At 41.4% G+C, this 19,177-nt stretch carries 16 protein-coding genes and 1 tRNA gene; 6 read left to right on the plus strand and 11 right to left on the minus strand.

What is annotated here, in order from left to right:
- Window positions 1-98: 98 nt before the first annotated feature.
- From CLV99_RS03720 to CLV99_RS03770, 11 genes are all read right to left on the minus strand, one after another.
- Entirely contained in the window at window positions 99-1,055 is a 957-nt protein-coding gene (locus CLV99_RS03720; protein ID WP_133583142.1) for a FecR family protein, read from the minus strand.
- A gap of 68 nt (window positions 1,056-1,123) precedes the next feature.
- Entirely contained in the window at window positions 1,124-1,708 is a 585-nt protein-coding gene (locus tag CLV99_RS03725; RefSeq protein WP_162850016.1) for an RNA polymerase sigma factor, read from the minus strand.
- Between the two features lie 7 nt (window positions 1,709-1,715).
- On the minus strand, window positions 1,716-2,702 hold the full coding sequence (locus tag CLV99_RS03730) for a metallophosphoesterase family protein (protein ID WP_133583144.1): 987 nt from the start codon (window positions 2,700-2,702) through the stop codon (window positions 1,716-1,718).
- 303 nt (window positions 2,703-3,005) lie between these two features.
- The gene (locus tag CLV99_RS03735; protein WP_133583145.1) at window positions 3,006-3,503 is read right to left on the minus strand and encodes a GNAT family N-acetyltransferase; all 498 of its coding nucleotides are present in this window, start codon (window positions 3,501-3,503) and stop codon (window positions 3,006-3,008) included.
- A gap of 31 nt (window positions 3,504-3,534) precedes the next feature.
- On the minus strand, window positions 3,535-4,686 hold the full coding sequence (locus tag CLV99_RS03740; RefSeq protein WP_133583146.1) for an RNA polymerase sigma factor: 1,152 nt from the start codon (window positions 4,684-4,686) through the stop codon (window positions 3,535-3,537).
- A gap of 50 nt (window positions 4,687-4,736) precedes the next feature.
- Window positions 4,737-5,075: a YciI family protein gene (locus CLV99_RS03745; protein WP_133583147.1), complete on the minus strand. Its 339-nt coding sequence runs from the start codon at window positions 5,073-5,075 to the stop codon at window positions 4,737-4,739.
- Window positions 5,076-5,159: 84 nt separating this feature from the next.
- Complete coding sequence (locus CLV99_RS03750) at window positions 5,160-5,963, minus strand: helix-turn-helix domain-containing protein (RefSeq protein WP_133583148.1); 804 nt, start codon at window positions 5,961-5,963, stop codon at window positions 5,160-5,162.
- A 17-nt stretch (window positions 5,964-5,980) separates the two neighbouring features.
- Entirely contained in the window at window positions 5,981-6,382 is a 402-nt protein-coding gene (locus tag CLV99_RS03755; protein WP_133583149.1) for a GlcG/HbpS family heme-binding protein, read from the minus strand.
- A gap of 59 nt (window positions 6,383-6,441) precedes the next feature.
- The gene (locus tag CLV99_RS03760; protein ID WP_133583150.1) at window positions 6,442-7,233 is read right to left on the minus strand and encodes an SDR family oxidoreductase; all 792 of its coding nucleotides are present in this window, start codon (window positions 7,231-7,233) and stop codon (window positions 6,442-6,444) included.
- A 413-nt stretch (window positions 7,234-7,646) separates the two neighbouring features.
- Window positions 7,647-7,736: transfer RNA gene (locus CLV99_RS03765), tRNA-Ser, on the minus strand.
- 109 nt (window positions 7,737-7,845) lie between these two features.
- Window positions 7,846-9,984, minus strand: coding sequence for an HD family phosphohydrolase (locus CLV99_RS03770; protein ID WP_133583151.1), 2,139 nt, complete (start codon window positions 9,982-9,984; stop codon window positions 7,846-7,848).
- Between the two features lie 165 nt (window positions 9,985-10,149).
- Here CLV99_RS03770 and rpe point away from each other — a divergent pair, with 165 nt between their 5' ends.
- The 6 genes from rpe (at window position 10,150) to CLV99_RS03800 (ending at window position 19,174) form a co-directional block, all read left to right on the plus strand.
- The gene (gene rpe, locus CLV99_RS03775) at window positions 10,150-10,830 is read left to right on the plus strand and encodes a ribulose-phosphate 3-epimerase (RefSeq protein ID WP_133583152.1); all 681 of its coding nucleotides are present in this window, start codon (window positions 10,150-10,152) and stop codon (window positions 10,828-10,830) included.
- 379 nt (window positions 10,831-11,209) lie between these two features.
- On the plus strand, window positions 11,210-13,972 hold the full coding sequence (locus CLV99_RS03780; RefSeq protein WP_133583153.1) for a bifunctional aconitate hydratase 2/2-methylisocitrate dehydratase: 2,763 nt from the start codon (window positions 11,210-11,212) through the stop codon (window positions 13,970-13,972).
- Between the two features lie 49 nt (window positions 13,973-14,021).
- Window positions 14,022-16,289, plus strand: a complete 2,268-nt coding sequence (locus CLV99_RS03785; RefSeq protein ID WP_133583154.1) for an aconitate hydratase — start codon at window positions 14,022-14,024, stop codon at window positions 16,287-16,289.
- A gap of 79 nt (window positions 16,290-16,368) precedes the next feature.
- Window positions 16,369-17,247 carry a hypothetical protein gene (locus CLV99_RS03790; RefSeq protein WP_133583155.1) on the plus strand — a complete coding sequence of 293 codons (879 nt, stop codon included), beginning with the start codon at window positions 16,369-16,371 and terminating at the stop codon, window positions 17,245-17,247.
- Between the two features lie 163 nt (window positions 17,248-17,410).
- A complete protein-coding gene (locus tag CLV99_RS03795; protein ID WP_133583156.1) occupies window positions 17,411-17,884 on the plus strand; it encodes a DinB family protein in 474 nt (157 codons plus the stop codon).
- A 117-nt stretch (window positions 17,885-18,001) separates the two neighbouring features.
- Window positions 18,002-19,174 carry an MFS transporter gene (locus CLV99_RS03800; protein WP_246032688.1) on the plus strand — a complete coding sequence of 391 codons (1,173 nt, stop codon included), beginning with the start codon at window positions 18,002-18,004 and terminating at the stop codon, window positions 19,172-19,174.
- Window positions 19,175-19,177 lie beyond the last annotated feature (3 nt).

Below are 19,177 nucleotides of genomic sequence, written 5' to 3' on the forward strand. Positions count from 1 at the left end.
GCTTTCGATTGAGGGTACCATTGGATTGCAGCTCCTGGTATCCAAAAGGCTTGGCACTGTGCCAAAGCCTTTTTTTTGTTGAATGTTTTACATAAGGGTTATTTTTTCTGACTGATATATACTTTGTTGTCTTCGATGCTGTAGTTTATCGCAATCGTCCTGCTCACAAGTTTTAACACTTGTTCGAGCTCCAAGTCTTCAAAGTCGGCGGTAAGGGCTCCGGTATTTCGGATGGCTGGTGCGACATAGACTTCAGTTTTGTAGACCTTGGAAAGCTGTTGGGCAAGTTGGCTTAAGGTCGATCCTTCCAGTTTTATATGTCTGATGTATTTGCTTGTAGTGGCTTTCGACTCGCTGCTGACCTCGGCGCTTCCATGGGCATTGGTCAGTTGTTGACCTGCTATGAGGGTATAGGATTTGAAACCGGATGCAGCGATGATATCGACGGCTACTTTTCCTTCTTGGACGTTTACTTTTTGCGCTTTGCTGTTCTCCCGATCTTCTACGGTAAATACAGTGCCTAATACGCGCACCCCCATATGTGCAGTCTTCACTCTAAAATCTTGATGCATCTTGCGTGTCACAGCAAAGGTAGCCTTGCCCTGAAGGAAGACCTTACGGTCGAATTTTCCCGCTACCTGTTGCCAGGATAAGGTCGAATAGGGCGCTAATGTGATCCTAGTGCTGTCCGGAAGTAAGATATGACGGCTTGAGGCCGATGAGACGAGGTGGTGCTTGTCTATTGTTGGAGTGCTACGGTAGTATAAGAAGTAACCGACAGAAAAGAACAAGATCGCGATTGCTGCCGCAGCAGTATATTTCTTACGCTTCCAGATCGGTGTGACTTTTTCTATCTGAAGCGCTGTGATACGATCGAGTATGCGTTTGCGTCGCTGTTCATGGGCTGACTGCTCTTCTGTCGTGCCGGGCAGACTTCTTGTTTGGTGCCACACGCTACGTAGTGCCGATTTTCTAGCACCGCTCAAGAATTTATAACGCAGTAAGACCGAAGTTTTTTTCGCGCTGTCTGAAGTATGTTTCTTTTTGTCTTTCATCTATTAGGATGACAAAGCTGTTGCTCTTTCATCCTACATAGTTGGGTTAAACTTGGGTTAAGAAATTATTAAAAACTGCCTATTCCCAAAATAACAAGTGCGAGGTGTCTGGCTATATGCAGGCGTAGTTGCTGGTAGCTGTTGCTGAGGTGATTTTTTACAGTATGGGATGATATGCCGAGCTTTTTTGAGATCTCCTCATTACTTAGCTGTTCGTAGAGTTTGAGTTCGAGTACCCGACGTGTTTTTTCGGGAAGGAGGGGTAGGAAATAGGCAAGTAGTTCTTCGCGTTTGCTCGGCTCTTCAAACGCTTCACTTTCGGTATAGTATTCCTGCTCTTCTGAAAAAATATGTTCTCTTTTTAGACGGGCCAGTTGTTCCTTCAGTATATTGATACTCTTGTTTCTGGATATACGGTAGAGCCAGGCTGAAAGGGAGTGTATATGGGTATAGGTATCTGCCTCTTGCCATAGCTGCACGAAGATATCCTGGGTAATCTCTTCGGCAAGGTATTTATCTTTGAGTATCCTGTTGCAAAAGGAGAATACTTTATGCTCGTATCTTTTTAGTAACTGGTCAAAAGCCTTAACGTCCTTCTGTGCGGTGAGGCACAGAAGGTGTTGGTCATTCAAGGATACGAATGTCGTAGGCATTACTGTTTTATTTTTTTGCGAAAGGATAGTCTGTACGGTACAGTATCGCACCATCGGATTCCCGAATGTAGGTATGGAAGCCTCTTTTTCCTTCTTCGATCTGAATGATACGTGCACCATTTTTATGGCGGAGGTAGGTGTTCTCACTGCCAGTGAAACAGCCGTACGCTAGGGCGATTCCATAGTAGTCGACCAGGTAATCATTGACGTGTTCGTGGCCTACAAAGGTACCCATGACATCGCCCTGTTTCAACATCGCTTCGTACATCCCGGAATTGATGATCGGGCTTCCCTCTTTTTCATAGCGTACACCGATACGCGCATGGCTTAGGTTATTGAATGCGATCTCATATTCGGGAAAGGGGATATGAAAGAATGCCAGTGCAGGAAGTGTGGTATTGGCTTCTTTTTTTATACGTGTACTCTCATTGCGGTACCATGCTACCTGATTGGCAGCAAACCAGTCGTAACCTTTGATTTCCTTGAATTGGGAATAGGCTTTGGAGTCTAAGGCATATAGGGTGAATTGCGGCTTATTGTCTTTACCAAGTATGGGGATACTCGCATTCAGTACGCCATCTACATTTGGAATACTAGCCGTTTTATTGATCAGGTAAGGTTTCTTCGCTACGTAGGTAGCTACTTCAAGTCGTGTCAGTTCGCTCTCGTCATCGTGGTTTCCTAGGGTGACCATGTAGGGGATTTTACGATCTATTACGGTTTGCAATACCTCGTCCCAACCTTGTTTGCTCGGTGCTTTTACGACGACATCGCCTGTAAAGACTACTAAATCTGGACGCTCAGCATCTAAGGTATGCTCTATCGTCTGTATCGATTTTTTTGAAGGTTCGGCATTGGCTACGTAATGTAGGTCTGTAAATTGTACAATCTTAAATTTTCCGTTGGTAAATTTCAGCTCTTGTGCCTGTGTACGGTAGCTGCTTATTGAAAATAATAAGGAAAGTAGTAGGAAGGGTAGGATGTTTTTCTTCATTTGATAAAATGGAATTAGGGTAACTGCCGGCAAAGGTGCCAATCTCTTGTTAAGACAAGTTTAATTTTTGTTTAAGGAATAATGAAGGCTTTTGGAGGTTGATTGTACTTTTTAACTTCCGATACCGCAGTTTTTTGTCGAATCGCACCCTTGTGGATTTCATGTCTTGATTCCTACGATAAGAGTAGGAGTAGCTACATGAGCGTATCCCTATGAACAATTCGATTGTCCTATTGAAGTTAAAATGATGGATTTTCAGTAAAACATTGACAAAGGGAAAAAGTAAGCGGGATAAACAGTGCTCTAATTTTTGTCCATTTTTAAAATCAATTTTTCCGTAAGAAGACCATATTCAGTTCCATTAAAGAAGCTTTTGAAACTGAATTTTTCGAGCAATTTTTTAGAAGCGATATTATCCGGATCTATCAAAGCAATGATATCGGTTGTCGGATGATGATCATTGGCTAGCTTCAAAATGCTTTGGCATATCTGGTTTCCTAAACCTTGTCCACGGTACTCTTTTTTTAGTACATAGCCAATTTCTAAGATGGTATGATCGTACTTGTATCTTATCAGCTTGCAGTCGCCGATAAGTTCTCCGTTGCCATTGTTGATTTTGTAATAGCCCAGATTCGCTTCTAGACGGTTAACTGTTAAAAGTGATGCGAACTTACTTTTAGCCTCTTCTTGACTAAGTTTTCGACCAGTACTATAGCTCATGATTTCTTCGTCAAAAGCAAGTTTTTTATAGTTTTCAAAGTCAGTTGAACTGTACTTTACCAGTGTAATGTCTTTTTTCATATTAGAGATAGTATTATAACACAATTGCCAATTAGCCTGTTCCTTGGATCTCGCGCATTCTCTTTTTGAATAGCTGCCTCTCAGGAGCCGACGGTGACAGAGAAATTGCCTTTTGATAGTTTCTTTTTGCTTGTTCCGGATCAAGATCTGTGTAAAGATAACCTAGTAGTCCAAAATAATGAGCGTTATATTCTAACTTGAGCTTTTCGGTTTCATTGATACCTTCCTTTATCCCGTAAACCTTGGCGTAGGCAAATGCCCTGTTCAGTGCAGTGATAGGAGAATATTCTATCAAAATCAGCTGGTTGTACAGTTGTAGTATAGGAGACCATTTTGATTGCTGCTCTGATGTTGTATGCCAATAGGCTATCGCCGCCTCGATATGGTATTTAGAAGTTTGGCGTCTATCTGTTGCTAGTATGATGTAATGATTTCCCTTGTCGATCATATCCTGATTCCACAAATTCCTGTCCTGATTGTCAAAAAGTATGATCTCACCAGTGTCACCTGTACGTGCATCAAGGCGAGAGCTTTGGTAGCACATTAGAGCAATCAGCGCATTTACCTGTGCTGTATTGGTAAGATTATTCTCCGTAAGTGATACTGCTAACCGAATTGCTTCGTAGCAAAGTTCCTTACGGACAAACTGATCCTGATGCTTGGAGTAGTAACCTTCGTTAAAGAGCAGATATAACGATTTCAAAACGGTAGGTAATCGCTCTGTAATCTGTAGGGAAGACAGCTCCTTTATTTCAAAATTGCTCTTTCTTAAATAGTCTTTTGCTCTAAACAGTCTTTTCTTAATAGTCTCTCTGTTCGAAAGAAGCGCCTGTGCAACTTCATTGACGCTAAAACCACATAAGACTTGCAATGCTAGACTAATCTGTCCCTCGGTAGCTATCACTGGATCGCAGACTGCAAATAGCATCGCTAGTTGACTGTCACTGATAGTCCGCTCGTCGGTTTCAGTAAATATGTTTTCTTCGCTAACAGCATTTCGTATATTATCGCTGACTTTAAGATCAAAGATTGCCTTGTGTTTTAGATAGTCTTTCGCTTTATTCTTTGCTACGGTGTACAACCAAGCTTCAGGGTTAGTTGGGATACCATTTATCGCCCAGTGTTCAGAGGCTTTCAGAAAGGTGTCACTGGCAATGTCTTCTACAATCTGAATATTGTTCACGAAATAGGTTCGGAATCAAGTTTTGTATAGCGCTGTTTTGTGCCAAAAGATTAACGTTTTAATAACTCTCTGACTTCAATACTTCCACCGATTTTAAATATTGGATTCTGTTTGGCTATTTCTACTGCTTCGTCAATTGTATCGGTCCGAATTACGATATAGCCACTTATAAACTCTTTGAGTTCTGTATATGGCCCATCGGTTACAACCTGGTCTGCCGATATATGGCGTCCCGCATCCATAGTCGGAAGTAGTGTATTCCCTTTATCTACCAGTTTTTCCTGTGCAGCGATACTCGCCAACCAATTCATGCGTTCCTGCATCTGTTCTGGTGAAGGTCTAAAGTCAGCAACATCCTTCAATCTGAAAATTAACATGAAATCTTTCATCGTCTTAAAATTTTATTGTTTACGAGATAACGATCGAGTTTTGGAAAAGGGGACAGCTGCCTTTTAAAAAAGCTGTAATTCTTACTATATTTCGCTCGTAGTCATTCCGTATTTCTGCTTAAAAGCATAGTAGAAATGCGATAAATTCTCAAATCCCAAATCAAGATAAAAGCTTGCCGGTTTTTCCTTCTTTTGTTTGATTCGATATATGGCCTCTTCCAAACGTTTGTCTTTCAGCCATTGTTTAGGCGTACTGCGAAATACTTTTGCGAAGTCCCGTTTAAAGGACGAGACACTTCTGCCGGTCAGCTTCGCGAAAGCTTCGGTCGAGACATTGAACATATAGTTGTTGTTCATGAATTGTTCGAGATCAATTTTGTGGGGTTCGGCAAAATCGAACAGTATATTTTTCAAATCAGGGTTGCTCTGGAGCAAGAGCTCAATAGCTTCCCTGATTTTTAAGTCAGCCAGTTTAGGCGTTGCTTCTTTTGTTCTATTGATGTATGGACCTAGTGAGCGGAAATATGAATTTAGGAAATCATCGGCTTCAACGAATAGTTTGTGTTTTAAAACCATGGTACTGTTGGTAATGATTTGGTTTTCAAAAGCATATCGACGTAATGTATCAGTGTCTAGTGTGATCGAGATGAACTCGTATTTACCTGTTCTGGAAGGATATTTAACCGTCCGTACCAATTGATTTCTCTTGACTAAGACAACCGAGTTTTCCTTGATAATCGTATTCTCCTCTCCATAGAATGCATGTGTTTCCCCCGAAAGCTGAAAACCTAGAAAATGCTCGGGTATAAACTGTTCGTGCCCCCTGTATTTTTCAAAAGCGCAGGAATAGACCAGTTTGTCAAATATGATCTCATTCTTTTCTTCCATATAACAAATATCTGAAATTAAGCGAGTACTTTGGCACCGGCTTCCGCTATTTCTTTATCCTGTTCAGGTGTTCCGCCCGATACTCCAATTGATCCGATGGTGTTTCCATTCCTATTCTTTATTAAAACTCCTCCCGCGATGGTCAGGAGTCCATTGTTCGCATTAATCATTCCATAACTATGCAGTTGCGCACCTTCGATAATAGCTCCCATTATATCACTGTCCACACCAAACATAATCGCTGTCCTCGCTTTCTTTATCGCAAAATCAACTAGACCGTATCCAGAATCCAGACGTACCAGATTCATGAGATGTCCACCTGTATCTACAATCGCTATAGTTACTGGGATATTGATTTCCTTCGCTTTTTCAATGGAGGAATTTATAGCTTGCTGTGTTTCATTGTATGTCATTTTCATGTTTGCCTTATTAATGTATAAAAAAACTGTCCTACCAATTCTGTATCTCTACAGTCGGATTAGCTTTTCAAGGTCCATGCTTCAGTCTGCAACTGCTTTATAAAATCTTCCGTTTCCTTTGGGTTTACGTTTCTGAAGTTTGAATTTTCATCCAATGCCACGTCAACAATAGTCAATGCCATCGAATGGGGATCCAATTGGTTTTTCAATGATTCGGCAGCTCCGTTAAATGCAGTTATTGGGGTAAAGTTGTGCTCAGGGTTATACCAACGGAAGATCGAATCGACGCCACGATCATTGAATCCTGTACCAAATATGCCGGGGTTACAGGTGGCTATTTTAATGTTAAATTGCGCTAGTTCTGTTTTTAACCCCTCAGCTATAGATTCCATAGCATGCTTTGAGGCGCAGTAGGCTGCTACATAAGGAACTGTCCAAAGACCTCCCATTGATGTAGTGAAAACAATTTTAGCAGGCTTATTACGCTCTACCCACTTTTTTATAAATCCCTGTGCCAATTGAAGACCGCCGAATACATTGACATCAAACATGGAGCGGATAAGATCGAGAGGTTGCTCTGCTATAGGGCCACCTTCCATGATTCCTGCGTTGCTGATAAGAATATCAATATCATATTTGCTAGTGATATACTCGATGTCTTTGGTATTTGTGACATCAAGCTTGTCTACTGTCATGTTGATGCCGCCTTCCTCTGCTTGACGGATAAGGTCGCTCATCTGAGGGTAGACCTGAGTGGTAGCAATAACATGATGTCCTTTTTTAGCCAGTTCAAATGCAGCTATTTTGCCAAAGCCGCTAGCTGCGCCGGTAATTAAAATTGTCTTTTTCATTTTGTGTTACTTTATTTTTTACAATACAAAGTTGAGCTAAAAACAATTTCTTTTTGTTTGTGTGTGGTTCAAGTTTTTGTTGGTGAGAAGTCCATTTAAGTATGTTGGCAATTTGATGAATCGATTCCTAAGTTATGCTTAGCATAATCTATAAATTATTGAATTCTGTCAATATTATTGGAGTATTTTTATCCATTATTGTGAGAAATATCTTGTGGATAGGTTTGATTACATATTTAGTCTATAATGATTGGTTTAGCCCCACTATGCCCAAGCACAGCCCTAAACCTTCTTCGAATCGAACCTTGTGGGTTCTCATCCCTTGGTACTTGCAATAAAAATAGTAGGAGCTGTATTTGAGGATTATGCCATAAACGAAAAAAAGTCCAACTTTCGTTGAACTTTTTTGGTCTTGGCGGAGAGAGTGGGATTCGAACCCACGGTACCGTTTCCAGTACGACAGTTTAGCAAACTGTTCCTTTCGGCCACTCAGGCATCTCTCCGGGTTTCGACACTGCAAACATAAGGCAAAAAAACGATTATACAAATTTTAAATGCGGTTTTTTTGATATTTTTCTGCCTTTAAATATTAACCTATTGAGGCTCATTTATTTATTGTAAAACATCTTTTTTCTTGCTCAAATCGTAGTCGATACGCACATGGTAGATGCTCATGAGCATGTTTTTGAAGATATGTGCCACATCACTAATGTCTTTCATCGTAATGTTGGCATTTTCGAACTGTTTTTGCATAAGCTTATGCTCAATAATCTTGTCAACAAGATTGCTTATCGAGTCTTTGGTAGGTTCTTTGAGTGCTCTAGCAGCAGCCTCTACCGAGTCTGCCATCATCAGTACGGCGGTCTCTTTAGAGAAGGGGATAGGTCCTGGATAATGGAAGATGGTCTCATCGACGAGCTTGTCAGGATTATCCCGTAGGAATTCGTTATAGAAATAATCTACCCGTGTAGTACCATGGTGGGTTTTGATAAAGTCGATAATGACCTCCGGTAGTAAATTGCGCTTCGCAATTTCTATTCCTTTAATGACGTGTGAAATAATAATCTGTGCACTCTGTTCTGAGGTGAGCTCTTTATGAGGATTGACACCATTTTTTTGATTTTCTATAAAATAGAGTGGGTTGATCATTTTTCCAATATCGTGGTATAATGCCCCAGCTCGAATCAGCAAAGGGTTACCACCGATCTTATATACGGCTGCTTCGGCGAGGTTGGCAACCTGCAAGGAGTGTTGGAAGGTTCCAGGAGCTTTCAAGGAAAGCTCACGTAATAGCTTCGAATTACTATTGGTTAGCTCCATTAAAGTTAGGTCGGATACGATACCAAAGAGTTTCTCAAAGGCATAAATAAGCGGGTAAGCCAATAAGGTAAGACCTACACTGACGATGAATGGGGTGATATCATTCCAGTAGATATTACTGACCGATCCATTGCGTGTCAGCACCAAACCTATATAACCAATGATATAGGTGGCTAGGATTAATAAGCTGGATATTAAGAACTGTTCGCGCTTGACCATCGTTCGGATGCTGTAGATTGCAACAAGGCCTGACATAAACTGTAGGAATACAAAATCGTAACTGTTAGGTACAAAAAGTGCCGCTATAAGCACCATTAGTAAGTGGATATTAAGCGCTACACGGGTGTCAAATAGAATGCGGAAGATGATAGGCACACCACAGTAAGGGATAAAATACAGGCTTGATATCCGCATGCTGATGGCCCAGGAAAGTACACCAAGCATGGCTAGAATCACGATAAAAATGATGAGCAAAAGCCTATTGTTATCATAAATCTGGCGTCTAAAGTAATAAAGAAATACCATTAGAAGTGTCATGGCTAGTCCGACAAGCAAGAACTGCCCCATGGCGACATAGTTTTTATTACCGGTGATTTTGGCTTCATCCTCAAATACCTTCCGTAAAGACTCTAGCTTTTGATAGGTGTCGTTGTTTACGATTTTGTCCCGCTCAGCGATTAGCTCACCTTTTTGTACCATACCCCGAGTACTGGAGATATTGGCTAGGGCAGTCTGTTCGACTTTCTCTGTCAGCGATTCGTTATAAATAAGATTTACAGTTATGTAGTTCTTGAGTACTTCCATCAACCATTTTTTATGACTGATATCTTTGTCACGGTCTAGTCTCAGCTTAATAAAATCATACGCGGTCTCTATGGTAAAACAATCGACTGTGTTTTTTTGTGTAGCTACATTCTCGTTGAGCAGTGTAAAGTTGTAGTTGGCATCGGTTTCATTTAGCTTTTCCGTTTCTGTACCTTTCGTTTGGTACCGGTTGTTCAGGGATAGTACGCCGCGGTTATAGATAGCAGTCAATAACTCAACACCTGTTTTTTTGTACTCTTCAATCTTCAAAGAGGGGACAGTGTCCATTTGGCTACTCTGCCATTTTTCTGCCAAATCGGTGGTAAATTGGTCAGTCTGCTCTTTGTTGATAGCCGTGTTTAAGTTGTATATGGGTTGTACTGTTCGGAGTATCTGCTGTTTATCCTTGTCGAGTTCTTCCTTTGTTTTAAGTACGGCAAAGTTGTATGGAGAAACAAGATTGTCGTGATTCCAGGGTTTGCCTTTTTGAAACTCGTACTCGAAGCGAGGTTGTTTGGGGAGAAAGAAACAGATAAGTAAAACAGTGGTCACAACCATTCCGTATCTAAAGATAAGAGAGTTGCTATGTAGTTTAGAATTTATGTAGTTTATCTTTAGTTTTGCCACCTTTTGCCTTTTTAAGTTAAATAAGTACACAAAAGTAACTATTCTTCGGCATTTTTAAGGCCGTTTGATCTACTCCTTTTGAACTGGGCGCCGTGGAAGGTGTTTTACATTGGTGAATCCAAACCATTTTATTTAGGTTTGTATATGGTTTAATGAATTGGAAATATGTCAGAAAATAAACACCTAATAGCGCCGTCTATCCTAGCAGCGGACTTTTCAAATCTTCAGAAGGATATAGCAATGGTTAACGAGAGTGAGGCAGATTGGTTTCATATCGATATTATGGACGGGGTATTTGTGCCAAATATTTCTTTTGGTTTTCCCGTTATGCAGGCTATTGCGAAATATGCGATCAAGCCGTTGGATGTACATCTTATGATTGTTGATCCAGACCGCTACCTTCAGACCTGCAAAGATAGTGGTGCATCCATTATTACGGTGCATTACGAAGCGTGTACCCATTTACACCGTACCTTGTCGGCGATAAGGGAATTGGGGTGCCAAGCTGGCGTTGCAATCAATCCACATACCTCTGTGCAATTATTGAAGGATGTGATCCAGGATATTGATGTGGTATGCATTATGTCCGTAAATCCAGGCTTCGGAGGGCAAAAATTCATTAAGAATACCTATGCTAAAATCAAGGAGCTTCGCGCGTTGGCTGCAGGTGTAAACGATAGGTTGCTCATCGAAGTAGATGGGGGAGTGACTACTGATAACGCCGGAGAGTTGATACAGGCTGGCGCCGATGTTTTGGTAGCGGGTTCATTTGTGTTTAATGCATCAGAACCAGCCACGATGGTAAAGCAATTGAAAAACGTAAGTTATCCTGCCCAAATGGCCTAAAAGAAAGAATGTAATATAGAGCAGAAGGGAGGATTCTTTTATACAGGAATTCTCCTTTTTTATATCATCTATGCTATCAGACCGGCCTTTTAAGGCTTGCTTCTTATTTTATTCTGCCAAAATTTAGTTCAAATCGATTTGCGAGTTTAGAATAATTCCAAATTATGTAATGCGTTGCTTAAATTATATTTAAAGCTTGATTTTTGCTATTTTTGTATAGATAGGGTTGGTTTGTTTTTAATAAGTCAACAATTTTGTGCGAAATAGCATATATTGTCATTGCTTAGTCTACAACCTATTGAGAATATACACAAACAGAAAAACAGACGGTCTTTTTACAATTAAAAATAACGTCCGAAAAATATATTAAAAAAGCATAATGAGCATTTATAAAGAGTATCTACAAGAAACTGAAGAAAGAAAAACCCAAGGATTACATCCAAAACCAATAGATAGCGCAGAACTACTGAGTCAGATAATTGAGCAGATTAAAGACACACAGAATGAATATAGAAAGGACTCGCTTCAATTGTTTATTTACAATACCCTACCAGGGACAACGAGTGCAGCTGGTGTAAAAGCTGAATTCCTGAAAGAAATTATATTGGGTCGTGCCGCTGTTGAAGAGATTACAGTAGATTTCGCCTTCGAGCTTTTGTCTCACATGAAAGGTGGGCCATCGATAAAGGTGTTGTTGGATTTTGCTTTAGGGGAAGATGTTTCTAATGCTCAAAAAGCAGCCGATGTACTGAAAACACAAGTTTTCTTGTATGAGGCAGACACTGCACGTTTGAAAGAAGCTTACAATAACGGTAATGCAATTGCTAAGGATATCTTAGAAAGCTACGCGAAAGCAGAGTTCTTTACAAAACTTCCAGAGGTAGCTGAGGAAATCAAAATCGTAACATTTGTTGCTGGTGAAGGGGATATCTCTACAGATTTGCTTTCTCCAGGTAACCAAGCACATTCGCGTTCTGACCGTGAGTTACACGGTAAGTGTATGATTACGCCAGAAGCACAAGAGCAAATCAGAGCGCTACAAGCACAGCACCCTGATAAGAGTGTGATGCTCGTGGCTGAGAAAGGTACAATGGGAGTAGGGTCTTCGCGTATGTCTGGTGTCAACAACGTGGCACTATGGACAGGTAAGCAAGCTAGCCCTTATGTTCCTTTTGTTAATATCGCGCCTATAGTAGGGGGAACAAATGGTATCTCTCCGATATTTTTGACTACAGTAGATGTTACTGGTGGAATCGGTATCGACCTTAAAAACTGGGTGAAGAAAGTAGATGAGAATGGTGAAGTAGTCCGCAATGAAAAGAATGAACCTGTTTTAGAGCAGGTGTATTCGGTAGAGACAGGTACTGTTTTAACCATCAATACAAAAACTAAGAAGTTATATAACGGCGATAAAGAACTTATTGATATCGCAAAAGCGTTGACTCCTCAAAAGATGGAGTTTATCAAAGCCGGAGGTTCTTACGCAATCGTTTTTGGTAAGAAGATACAGACTTTTGCTGCAAAAGTGCTAAATATCGAAGCACCAACGGTGTTCGCACCTTCTAAAGAGATTTCTATCGAAGGACAGGGGCTTACAGCGGTCGAGAAGATTTTTAATAGAAATGCAGTTGGAGTAACGCCAGGTAAAGTATTGCATGCGGGGTCTGATGTACGTGTAGAGGTTAATATTGTAGGTTCGCAGGATACTACAGGATTGATGACTGCACAGGAGTTGGAAGCAATGGCTGCAACCGTGATTTCACCTATCGTGGATGGTGCTTATCAGTCAGGCTGTCATACGGCATCGGTTTGGGATAAAAAGGCACAGGCTAATATTCCTAAATTGATGAAATTTATGAATGACTTCGGATTGATCACTGCACGTGACCCTAAGGATAGCTACCATTCAATGACGGATGTAATCCACAAAGTATTGAATGATATCACGATCGATGACTGGGCGATCATCATAGGTGGAGACTCGCATACGAGAATGTCCAAAGGCGTTGCTTTTGGTGCTGACTCGGGTACGGTAGCGCTGGCGTTAGCTACAGGTGAGGCGTCTATGCCAATTCCAGAGTCGGTAAAAGTTACCTTCAAAGGAAATATGAAAGAGCACATGGATTTCCGTGATGTGGTTCATGCTACACAATTGCAGATGTTGCAGCAGTTTGGAGGTGAAAACGTATTCCAAGGTAGAATCATCGAGGTGCATATCGGTACTTTATTAGCTGACCAAGCCTTTACATTTACAGATTGGACAGCAGAAATGAAAGCAAAAGCTTCTATCTGTATTTCTGAAAATGACACGTTGATTCAGTCCCTAGAGATTGCGAAGTCCCGTATCCAGATTATGATTGACAAAGGAATGGATAATCATAATAAGGTATTACTAGGACTAATCGATAAAGCGAACAAAAGAATCGCGGAAATTGAATCTGGTGAGAAGCCAGCTTTGACTCCGGATGCTACAGCGAAGTATTACGCGGAGGTGGTTATTGATTTGGACATCATTGAAGAGCCTATGATTGCCGATCCTGATGTGAATAATGCAGATGTTTCTAAACGTTATACACACGATACGATTCGCGACTTAACATACTACGGTGGTGATAAAAAAGTTGACCTTGGTTTTGTGGGGTCTTGTATGGTGCATAAGGACGATTTAAAAATCGTTTCTCAAATGTTGAAGAACTTAGAAAAGCAAACTGGAAAAGTAGAGTTTAAAGCTCCTTTGGTAGTAGCAGCTCCTACTTATAATATCATCGACGAGTTGAAAGAAGAAGGCGATTGGGAATACCTACAAAAATATTCTGGATTTGAGTTTAGTGATCTTTTACCTAAAAACACAGCGCGTACAGAATATGAGAATATCATGTACCTAGAGCGCCCAGGTTGTAACCTGTGTATGGGTAATCAGGAGAAAGCAGCAAAAGGAGATACGGTTATGGCAACATCAACCCGTTTATTCCAGGGACGTGTTGTCGAGGATAGAGATGGCAAGAAAGGAGAGTCCTTATTGGCATCTACTCCAGTAGTAGTGTTGTCAGCTATACTAGGACGAATCCCTAATATCGGCGAGTATAAAGCCGCTGTAGAGGGTATCAACCTAACAAAGTTTACGCCGGTCGCTACCAAGTAAAAAATAATATAGAGAGTCATTAAATCAACATAAATTAATATTAAGAGATATGGCATTTGATATAGACATGATTAAAAAAGTTTATTCACAATACGAAGAACGCGTTACGGCGGCTCGTAAAATGGTGAATAAACCGTTGACACTTTCTGAGAAAATCTTATACACGCACCTTTGGTCGGGCAATGCAACTGAAGCCTATGAGCGTGGTAAGTCTTATGTGGACTTTGCACCGGATCGTGTAGCGATGCAGGATGCGACGGCACAGATGGCCTTGTTGCAGTTTATGCAAGCGGGACGTGCCAAGGCAGCAGTACCTTCGACGGTACACTGTGACCACTTGATTCAAGCTAAGGAAGGTGCAGATAAGGATTTGGCTCGCGCTAAGAGTGAAAGCTCGGAGGTGTTTAACTTTTTAAGTTCTGTATCAAATAAATATGGCATTGGATTTTGGAAGCCGGGTGCCGGTATCATCCATCAGGTGGTTTTGGAGAACTATGCGTTCCCAGGCGGTTTGATGATTGGTACGGATTCACACACGGTAAATGCAGGTGGATTAGGGATGGTAGCGATTGGTGTCGGTGGTGCGGATGCGTGTGATGTGATGGCCGGTCTACCGTGGGAGCTTAAATTCCCTAAATTAATTGGTGTAAAATTAACAGGCAAATTGTCTGGATGGGCAGCACCGAAAGATGTTATCCTGAAAGTAGCAGGTATCCTAACCGTAAAAGGTGGAACAGGCGCTATCGTAGAGTATTTTGGCGATGGAGCGGAGTCCCTATCTTGTACAGGTAAAGGTACAATCTGTAATATGGGGGCTGAAATCGGGGCGACGACTTCTACATTCGGTTACGATGCATCGATGGAGCGCTATTTGAGAGCGACGGATCGCGCAGATGTAGCTGATGCAGCCAATGCAATCAAAGGTCACCTGACAGCAGATCCCGAAGTATATGCAAATCCAGAGGAGTATTTTGATCAGTTGATCGAAATTAACCTTTCGGAATTAGAGCCTTCATTGAATGGACCTTTCACACCGGATTTGTATACACCAGCCTCACGTATGCGTGAAGAGGCACAGAAGAATGGATGGCCTACGAAAGTAGAGTGGGGATTGATCGGTTCGTGTACAAACTCTTCTTACGAGGATTTGGCACGTGCAGCATCTATCGCTCGTCAAGCGGTTGATAAAGGTTTGGTAACGAAAGCAGAATTTGGTATTAACCCAGGTTCGGAGCAAGTACGTTATACTGCAGATCGTGATGGACTTTTAAAGACTTTTGAAGACTTGAACGCAACGATATTTACCAATGCTTGTGGACCATGTATCGGCATGTGGGATCGTGCAGGTGCGGACAAGCAAGAGAAGAACACAATTGTACACTCTTTCAACCGTAACTTCGCAAAACGTGCTGACGGTAACCCAAATACTTATGCATTCGTAACTTCACCAGAGATGGTTGCTGCGATTGCAATCTCGGGCGACTTGGGATTCAACCCTGTAACGGATACATTAACGAACAAGAATGGCGAACAGGTTAAGTTAGACCCACCAACAGGTGATGAATTGCCGACGAAAGGATTCGATGTAGAAGATCCAGGATATCAAGCACCGGCAGCAGACGGATCGTCCGTAGTGGTAGAGGTATCGCCGACTTCAGATCGTCTTCAGTTGTTAGAGCCATTCGCTCCATGGGAAGGAACAGACCTAAAGGGGTTGAAAGTGTTGATCAAAGCGAAAGGTAAATGTACGACGGATCATATCTCTATGGCTGGACCTTGGTTGAAATACCGTGGTCACTTGGATAATATTTCTAATAATCTTTTGATCGGAGCAGTAAATTACTTTAACGATAAAACGGATAACGTACAGAATCAGTTGACAGGCGAGTATGGTGCTGTTCCAGCGACACAACGTGCCTATAAAGCAGCCGGTATCGGATCTATAGTTGTAGGAGATGAAAACTATGGTGAAGGATCTTCTCGTGAGCATGCTGCTATGGAGCCTCGTCATTTGGGAGTTCGTGCCGTATTAGTAAAATCTTTTGCCCGTATCCACGAGACAAACCTGAAGAAACAAGGTATGTTAGGTTTGACTTTTGACAATAAAGACGATTATGATAAAATCCAAGAACAGGATAATATCGATATCATCGGATTGACTGAGTTTGCCCCAAACAAACCATTGACTTTAGTATTACACCATGCGGATGGTTCTGAGGAGCGTATCACGGTAAATCACACCTATAATGCACAACAAATCGAGTGGTTTAAAGCTGGTGGTGCATTAAATATTATCCGTGCCAACCAAGCAAAATAATTTTTCAAATAATAATATGGAATCCCGGTAAACGCTACCGGGATTCCCTTTTTTCCTAATAATGCTAAAAAAAACAACAATGCTCCTGTTAGGAGCAATGGCTATCGGTTTTTCAGCGATGGCACAAGAAGCTGTTGAAGTTTCTGATTCTGGAGTAGGGGTAGCAAAAAGTATTTTTAACCCTAAGTATAATAGATTTAAAAGTAATAAAGGAAAGTTCTTTGCACATTGGGGGTATAATTTCTCCAGTTACGCAAAAAGTGATATCCGCTTCCAGGGCCCTGGATATGATTTTACACTAAAGGATGTAAAAGCATCCGATAGACCTACAAAATTGGGATGGACATATATCGATCCAGGAAGAATTACCATTCCTCAATTTAACCTTCATTTTGGATATTTTATTAAGGACAATTACAGCATCTCTTTAGGCTGGGATCATATGAAATACGTTGTCGATATGCCACAGACTGTTAAGTTTGTAGGACATGCTGACAAGATGGTTTCAGAGCCTGGTGTACCTTCAGGAATATTTGGTGAGGCTAAGGATGGAGATTACTTAGCGCTTAATGAAAGTGATCTTTATTTCGAGCATACCGATGGGTACAATTTTGCAGCCGTAGGGATAGAGCGTTATGATGATATCTGGGTGTCCAAGTCGCGCAAGCAATCGGTGAATTCTGAGATCGGATTAGAAGGAGGGCTTTTGGTTCCGAGATCAGATGTACGCCTATTTGGCTTAGGAGAGAATCATTATTGGAATATAGCAGGGTATGGTTTTGCTGCAAAGGCAGGTGTACAGTATCATTTTCTAAAGTGGATGTATTTGCAAGGCAGTTTTAAGACCGGATTTACTGATCTTAATAACATTAAGACTACAGGAAGAAGAGGTGTGGATAAAGCATCGCAAACCATTTGGTTCTTTGAAAACTATTGGGTGCTTGGTTTTAGATTCTAAAACGGAGTAACATATTCGTTCACTGAATAAAAAAGGTCTTGTTCAATAGAGCAAGACCTTTTTTATTGATTTTTTAAAAAAAACTGGAGTTGCCGATAGGCTGTTGACATACCTTTGTCAAGGACCGAGGTACCTTTGGAGTATAATCAAAAGATATAAAGATATGAACACACAAGGTATCGTCTCAAAAGGAGATTTTTTAAAGAATTGGCAAGGACACCGTACGTTGACTAGACGTACAATCGAGAAGTTTCCTGAGCAGGATCTGTTTAATTTTTCAATCGGAGGAATGCGTCCTTTCTCTGATATGGTAAAGGAAATATTGTCTATCGCTGTCCCAGGGTTGGAGAGTATAGTGACTAATGTGATTGAGAAATATAATCACGATTTACCATTAGCGACAAAGGCTGAACTCCTAGAGAGATGGGATGCCGATACAGTAAAGATTAATGAATTGTTCGAGCAGATCTCAATAGATCGGTTTCAGGAAAACTTTAAGATTTTTGGAGAATATGAATTTCCTATCGTAGAGAATATCCAGTATTTTATAGATAATGAAGTACATCATAGAGCACAGGGGTACGTATATCTCAGAGCTTTAGGTATTGAACCTCCGTTTTTCTGGGAAAGATACTAATGATGTCGAAAAGATAAACAGCGGGATTCTCTCCAAGGGAGTCCCGTTTTTTATTGGACTATTCTACCGGATTTTTAAAGAGCATTTTGTAAGTTAGCGACCTAAAGGAGATAGATCGTGCAATCCATTAAATTAAGTAAGTCTACACTATGGCTGATGACCATATCATCAGGACTGGTCGTAGCCAACATATATTACAACCAACCTTTATTGTCTTTAATAGCCGCCGATTTTGACATTGGAGAAGCTGCGGCAGGAAAGATTCCCGTCCTAACACAGATGGGCTATGCATGTGGATTGCTATTTATTGTGCCGCTTGGGGACAAGGTTTGGAGAAGGAAATTAGTGCTGTTGGATCTATTGGTCGTGATAGCCTGTCTGCTGTGGATTTGTTTTGCCAAGGAGTTTTGGATGTTATGCGTTGCAAACTTTATTTTGGGAGTGGCCTCGGTCGTTCCTCAACTATTTGTGCCAATGGCTGCGGAGCTTTCTACAACAGAGCAGCGTTCCGCTAATATCGGTATGGTGATGTCGGGATTATTGTTGGGGATATTACTGTCCCGTATGCTGAGTGGGGTGGTTGGAGACCTTTGGGGTTGGAGGACAATGTATACGATCGCTGTAGGGCTGATGGTGCTGACCTGGTTGGGGATATATAAGCTTCTGCCGGATCCGACGCCCAATTTTAAAGGAACTTATAGTTCTTTGCTTCGCTCCGTGTTTGATTTGGCCAAGAAGCATGCTTTGCTACGATTAGCGTCGTTTAGAGGTGCAATGGCTTTTGCGGGGATGTCAGCGGTATTTACAACATTGATTTTTCATTTGGAGGGACCTCCTTTTAATGTGGGCGCGACAGTAGTAGGTAGTTTTGGAATTGTGGGGGCCGTAGGAGCATTGGCCGCTGCTTCGGTAGGACGATTTACACGCAAGTGGTCCAACTATAAGGTGATATTGGCGGCTTTGCTTATTCTATTAGTGAGCTGGGGTTTTACTTTTGGTGCTGGCCAGACCTATTGGGGACTAGTCATAGGTATTATCTTACTCGATTTGGGGCTTCAGGCCTCACATATCATGAATCAAACTGATTTTTTTGCTATTGATTCGAAGGCAACCAATCGACTGAATACGGTATACATGGTCTCGTATTTTATTGGTGGTTCCTTAGGGACCTTGGTGGCCTCTTGGGCATGGCAATATGGACAATGGACAGGTGTCTGTGCTGTAGGCTTTGGTTTTAATGCCATGGCGCTGCTGGCCCATCTATTATTCGCTAGAAAAGTGAGCGCCTAAGGC

Source organism: Sphingobacterium yanglingense (genome assembly GCF_004363245.1).
GTDB lineage: Bacteria > Bacteroidota > Bacteroidia > Sphingobacteriales > Sphingobacteriaceae > Sphingobacterium > Sphingobacterium yanglingense.